Origin of the sequence: Streptomyces sp. NRRL S-495 (assembly GCF_000966955.1) — a bacterium.
GTDB lineage: Bacteria > Actinomycetota > Actinomycetes > Streptomycetales > Streptomycetaceae > Kitasatospora > Kitasatospora purpeofusca.
On the sequence record NZ_JZWY01001341.1, the window covers coordinates 1 to 858 of the forward strand.

The 858-nt window shown below is 74.8% G+C and carries 1 protein-coding gene; it reads left to right on the forward strand.

What is annotated here, in order from left to right:
* Window positions 1–830, forward strand: an 830-nt coding sequence (locus VR45_RS41570) for an SDR family oxidoreductase (RefSeq protein WP_353612763.1), incomplete at its 5' end; no start/stop codon positions are given.
* Between the last annotated feature and the right edge of the window lie 28 nt (window positions 831–858).

Sequence of the window (858 nt, forward strand, 5' to 3'; positions counted from 1 at the left end):
CCCCCACCACCCAGGACCAGGACTTCGACGGCCGAACCGTGCTGGTCACCGGAGGCACGAGCGGCATGGGCCTCGCCACCGCGCGGGTGCTGCTGGACCGCGGCGCCAACGTGGTGATCACCGGCCGCGACGACGCCCGCCTCGCCCGCGCCGAGGCCGGACTCGTCGGAGCGGGACTCGCCGGGGCCGGACCCGCCGCCGCCGAGCGGGTGTTCGCGGTGCGCGCCGACTCCGCCCGTCCGGCCGACCTGGCCCGTCCGGCCGACCTGGCCCGGTTGGCCGAGCGGGTGGGGGAGCGGTACGGCCACCTGCACGGGGTGTTCGCCAATGCCGGGGTCGGGGTCTTCGAGGCCCCGGCCGAGGTGACCGAGGAGAGCTTCGACCGCACCGTGGACGTCAACTTCAAAGGCGTCTTCTTCACCGTCCAGCACGCCCTGCCGCTGCTGGAGCAGGCCCCGGGCGGCGGCGCCGCGATCGTCCTCAACGCCTCCTGGACCCTGCACCGGGGCCTGCCCAACGCCCCGGTGTACGCGGCGACCAAGGCCGCCGTGCACAACCTCGCCCGCACCCTCGGCAGCGACTTCGCCGGTCGCGGCATCCGGATCAACTCGGTGAGCCCGGGCTACATCGTCACCGAGATGTTCCACGAGGTGGTCACCGAACCGGTCCAGCAGGACGCCGTGCGGGCGCAGGTGCCGCTCGGCCGGCTGGGCGAGGCGGCGGACGTCGCCGAGACCGTCGCCTTCCTGCTCTCGCCCCGGGCCGCCTACATCACCGGCCAGGACATCGTGGTGGACGGCGGCGTGGTGGCAGTCGCGAACTCCTGGTGACGCACGGTTCCCCGCCCCCGCCCCCGCC